We start from the raw sequence: 4,430 nt of genomic DNA on the forward strand, positions 1-4,430 counted from the left end.
CCTGCTGTTCGGCCCCGAGCCGACGGGCCTCGACCCCGAGGTGCTCGCCCACCCTCGCCTGACCGGTCGGCTCCGCATCCCGATGCTCCCGGGACGCCGTTCGATGAACCTGTCCAACGCCGCCGCCGTCGCGACGTACGAGGCCTGGCGTCAGCTCGGGTTCCCCGGCGCGGTCTGAGCGCCCCTCTCCGGCTCGGGCGCCGCCGGCGCGTCGAGAACCTGCCGGCGGAGCAGCTCCCTCAACGCCACTCCGGTGGTCGCCGCCATCGAGACGGCCATCAGGGCGCCTCCGAGCAGCCCGATCGCGATCACGAGCGGGAGCCCCTGCCCCGGCCGCCACAGCGGGGAGGTGACCGCACCGAAGACGCCGAGGCCGACCCCCCAGGCCAGGGCCGTCGCGAGCACCCACCACCGGGCGCGCGCCAGGTGCCGCCGGAGCACCGTCCACTGCGCCAGACCGATCGACAGCAGCAGCGCGAGCCCGATGACCGCCCCGACCAGCACGATCACCACGACCGGCCAGGTGGTCCACACCGCGACGAAGGTGCTCGGTGCCATGCCGAGCGCCCAGGCGACGGCACCGCCGACGCCGGTCGCCACGGTCCAGCGCCGGGCCGGGACCGGGAGCACCTCGCGCAGCACGCGGGACTGCGACCAGCCGAGCACGAGCCCTTCCCCGAGACCGCCGAGCACCATGGCGGGCAGCACCAGCAGGTCCGGGACACCGAGGGCGACGGTCAGCGCGAACACGGCCGTCGGCACGCAGAAGCCCAGGAGCTCACCGACCGAGACCCAGCGCAGCCACCGGCCGAGCACCCCGCCCATCTCGACTCCTCCCACCGGTCCCGGTCGGGCCGCCGTCGCCACCGGTCAGGGCGCCGCCCGCGGATCCCCCTGCCGCCAGGCTAGGACGGGTCGAGCAGGAGCACCCGGGTCGGCGCAGCCGCCGCTCGCGCGCGGACCCGGGGACGACGATGCCCGGCCCACCGTGCGGTGGACCGGGCAGGTCGTGCGGCGCGATCAGGCCTCGTCGGGCCCGGCCTCGTCCGTCGTGGTGAGCGGCGGCATCGAGGAGACCGCGACACCCACGGGCTCGGTGCCGTCCTCCTTGTCCTTGCCACCCATGCCGCGGAAGAGGAACTCCCCGAGCAGACCCTCGCCCTGGGCGTCCACGACGACCGTCTGACCCGAGCGCAGCTCGCCGAAGAGGATCTTCTCCGAGAGCACGTCCTCGATCTCGCGCTGGATCGCACGGCGCAGCGGGCGTGCCCCGAGAACCGGGTCGTAGCCCTTCTCCGCGAGGAGTACCTTGGCCGCGTCGGTGAGCTCGAGGCCCATGTCCTTGTCCTTCAGCCGCGACTCCAGCTTCGCGATCATGAGGTCGACGATCGAGATGATCTCGTCCTGCGAGAGCTGCGGGAAGACGACGGTGTCGTCGACACGGTTGAGGAACTCGGGCCGGAAGTGCTGCTTGAGCTCGTCCTGGACCTTGGACTTCATCCGCTCGTAGGACGTCGACAGGTCGCCGCCCGCCTGGAAGCCCGTCTGCAGGCCCTTGGCGATGTCCCGTGTGCCGAGGTTCGTGGTCATGATGATCACGGTGTTCTTGAAGTCGACCACCCGGCCCTGGGAGTCGGTCAGGCGACCGTCCTCCAGGATCTGCAGCAGCGAGTTGAAGATGTCGGCGTGCGCCTTCTCGACCTCGTCGAACAGCACGACGGAGAACGGGCGACGACGCACCTTCTCGGTGAGCTGCCCACCCTCGTCGTAGCCGACGTAGCCGGGAGGCGAGCCGAACAGCCGCGAGACGGTGTGCTTCTCGGAGAACTCGCTCATGTCGAGCTGGATGAGCGCGTCCTCGTCGCCGAACAGGAACTCCGCGAGCGCCTTGGCGAGCTCGGTCTTCCCGACGCCGGTGGGCCCGGCGAAGATGAACGAGCCACCGGGACGCTTGGGGTCCTTGAGCCCGGCACGCGTACGGCGGATCGCCTGCGCGAGCGCCTTGATCGCCGCCTCCTGGCCGACGACGCGCTTGTGCAGCTCGTCCTCCATGTGGAGCAGCCGGCTGGACTCCTCCTCGGTGAGCTTGAACACCGGGATCCCGGTGGCCAGCGCCAGCACCTCGGCGATGAGCTCCTCGTCGACCTCGGCCACGGTGTCCAGGTCCCCGGACTTCCAGGCCTTCTCCTTCTCGACGCGCTTGGCGGCGAGCTGCTTCTCGGTGTCGCGCAGTCGCGCGGCCTTCTCGAAGTCCTGCTCGTCGATCGCGGACTCCTTGTCCCGCTTGGCGTTGGCGATCTGCTCGTCGAGCTCGCGCAGCTCCGGCGGGGCCGTCATCCGGCGGATGCGCAGGCGCGCGCCCGCCTCGTCGATGAGGTCGATCGCCTTGTCCGGCAGGAACCGGTCGTTGACGTAGCGGTCGGCGAGCGTCGCTGCCGAGACGAGGGCACCGTCGGTGATGGACACGCGGTGGTGCGCCTCGTAGCGGTCGCGCAGCCCCTTGAGGATCTCGATGGTGTGCGTGAGGTTCGGCTCGGCCACCTGGATCGGCTGGAAACGACGCTCCAGGGCGGCGTCCTTCTCGACGTGCTTGCGGTACTCCTCGAGCGTGGTGGCACCGATCGTCTGGAGCTCACCGCGGGCCAGCATCGGCTTGAGGATGCTCGCGGCGTCGATCGCGCCCTCGGCGGCACCCGCGCCCACCAGGGTGTGGATCTCGTCGATGAACAGGATGATGTCGCCGCGCGTGCGGATCTCCTTGAGGACCTTCTTCAGCCGCTCCTCGAAGTCACCGCGGTAGCGGGAGCCGGCCACGAGCGCGCCGAGGTCCAGCGTGTAGAGCTGCTTGTCCTTGAGAGTCTCGGGGACGTCGCCGCGCACGATGTCCTGGGCGAGGCCCTCGACGACCGCCGTCTTGCCGACGCCGGGCTCACCGATCAGCACCGGGTTGTTCTTGGTGCGGCGGGACAGCACCTGCATGACCCGCTCGATCTCCTTCTCGCGCCCGATGACCGGGTCGAGCTTGCCCTCGCGGGCCGCCTGGGTGAGGTTGCGCCCGAACTGGTCGAGCACGGCCGAGCCGGACGGGGTGCCCTCGGCGGGACCGCCGGCCGCGACGGCCTCCTTGCCCTGGTAGCCCGAGAGCAGCTGGATCACCTGCTGGCGCACCCGGTTGAGGTCGGCGCCGAGCTTGCCCAGCACCTGGGCGGCGACGCCCTCGCCCTCGCGGATCAGCCCGAGCAGGATGTGCTCGGTGCCGATGTAGTTGTGGCCGAGCTGGAGCGCCTCGCGAAGCGACAGCTCGAGCACCTTCTTGGCACGCGGCGTGAAGGGGATGTGACCGGAGGGGGCCTGCTGGCCCTCGCCGATGATCTCCTGGACCTGCGAGCGCACGGCGTCCAGGGAGATGCCCAGCGACTCCAGGGCCTTGGCTGCGACGCCTTCACCCTCGTGGATGAGGCCCAGCAGGATGTGCTCGGTGCCGATGTAGTTGTGGTTGAGCATCCGCGCCTCTTCCTGGGCGAGGACGACCACGCGGCGGGCTCGGTCGGTGAATCTCTCGAACATCAGCACTCCTTGCGGGCGGCGCGCGCCCCACGGGAGCTCCGGGAGGCCTGGACGTCGTTCGTCAAGGCTAACCACGCAAGTGCCCCGGCACTGCCCGTGTTCGCCAGCGGCGTGATCCGGGCGCTCGGCCCGGTCACCAGGGGTGGAGCTCGGGCGCCTCTCCCGGGTACGCCTCGAAGGACGCCCGTTCCTGCGTGGTGAACTCCCTCGAGGCATGCGTCGCGCTGTCGAGCTGCACCATCCGCGAGCGCGCCCGCAGGTAGACCGTCCCCGGCTCGTCGACCACCTCGTACGCGATGTCCACCGAGGACCGGCCGATCCTCGGGACCCACACCTCGACCGCGATCGGCGCGGGCCGGAAGGTGAGCGGGGCGAGGTAGTCGATCTCGTGCTTGACGACGACGAGCAGGCTCGCGGTGAGCGCGCCCGTCTCGTCCACGCCCATCCCGGAGAACAGCGTGAACCGGGCGTCGTCGAGGTAGCGCAGGTACGCGGCGTTGTTCACGTGCCCGAACAGGTCGACGTCGGACCACCGGACCTGCATGGTGACGGACCCGCGGCCGGGCGGGGTGGGTCGGGGAGCCATGATCCGAGCCTATGTCGGCGCACGCGCCGTCCGGCCCGACCCTGCGCGCCGTCCCGACGCGGAACGGTGCGCAGCGGGCAGAGCGGGCACCAGGGCAGCGCGCACCGGGCAGCGGGCTCGGTAGGGAACACTGGGACCGGTGAGCGACTCCCCCACCCCCCGGGTCCCGTCGGACGCCGAGCTGCGCGAGCTCGGTTCAGGCATCCGTCTCGTCGCCGTCGACATGGACGGCACGCTTCTCGACGGGAACCACGAGGTGCCGGAGTCGATCTGGCCG

4 protein-coding genes are annotated in these 4,430 nt (G+C 71.0%); 1 reads left to right on the plus strand and 3 read right to left on the minus strand.

Annotated features, from left to right (window positions below):
• Positions 1-178, plus strand: a 178-nt coding sequence (locus tag ABWK99_RS13925) for a tRNA (cytidine(34)-2'-O)-methyltransferase (RefSeq protein ID WP_372595304.1), incomplete at its 5' end; no start/stop codon positions are given.
• On the opposite strand, the gene ABWK99_RS13930 is transcribed toward ABWK99_RS13925, so the two are convergent.
• The 3 genes from ABWK99_RS13930 to ABWK99_RS13940 form a co-directional block, all read right to left on the minus strand.
• Positions 151-825 (minus strand): hypothetical protein, encoded by a 675-nt coding sequence (locus ABWK99_RS13930; protein ID WP_372595301.1) that lies wholly within the window; start codon positions 823-825, stop codon positions 151-153. The two genes, ABWK99_RS13925 and ABWK99_RS13930, sit on opposite strands and share 28 nt — an antisense overlap.
• Before the next feature lie 195 nt (positions 826-1,020).
• Entirely contained in the window at positions 1,021-3,567 is a 2,547-nt protein-coding gene (locus ABWK99_RS13935; protein WP_372595302.1) for an ATP-dependent Clp protease ATP-binding subunit, read from the minus strand.
• 133 nt (positions 3,568-3,700) lie between these two features.
• Positions 3,701-4,153 carry an acyl-CoA thioesterase gene (locus ABWK99_RS13940; protein ID WP_372595303.1) on the minus strand — a complete coding sequence of 151 codons (453 nt, stop codon included), beginning with the start codon at positions 4,151-4,153 and terminating at the stop codon, positions 3,701-3,703.
• Positions 4,154-4,430: the final 277 nt, after the last annotated feature.

Origin of the sequence: Actinotalea sp. (genome assembly GCF_041597215.1) — a bacterium.
In the GTDB taxonomy this organism is placed as follows: domain Bacteria; phylum Actinomycetota; class Actinomycetes; order Actinomycetales; family Cellulomonadaceae; genus Actinotalea.

Bases quoted from the DNA above. Each gene is read 5' to 3' on its own strand.
- ABWK99_RS13935 (WP_372595302.1), bottom strand. From the start codon at position 3,567: ATGTTCGAGAGATTCACCGACCGAGCCCGCCGCGTGGTCGTCCTCGCC.
- ABWK99_RS13940 (WP_372595303.1), bottom strand. From the start codon at position 4,153: ATGGCTCCCCGACCCACCCCGCCCGGCCGCGGGTCCGTCACCATGCAG.
- ABWK99_RS13930 (WP_372595301.1), bottom strand. From the start codon at position 825: ATGGGCGGGGTGCTCGGCCGGTGGCTGCGCTGGGTCTCGGTCGGTGAG.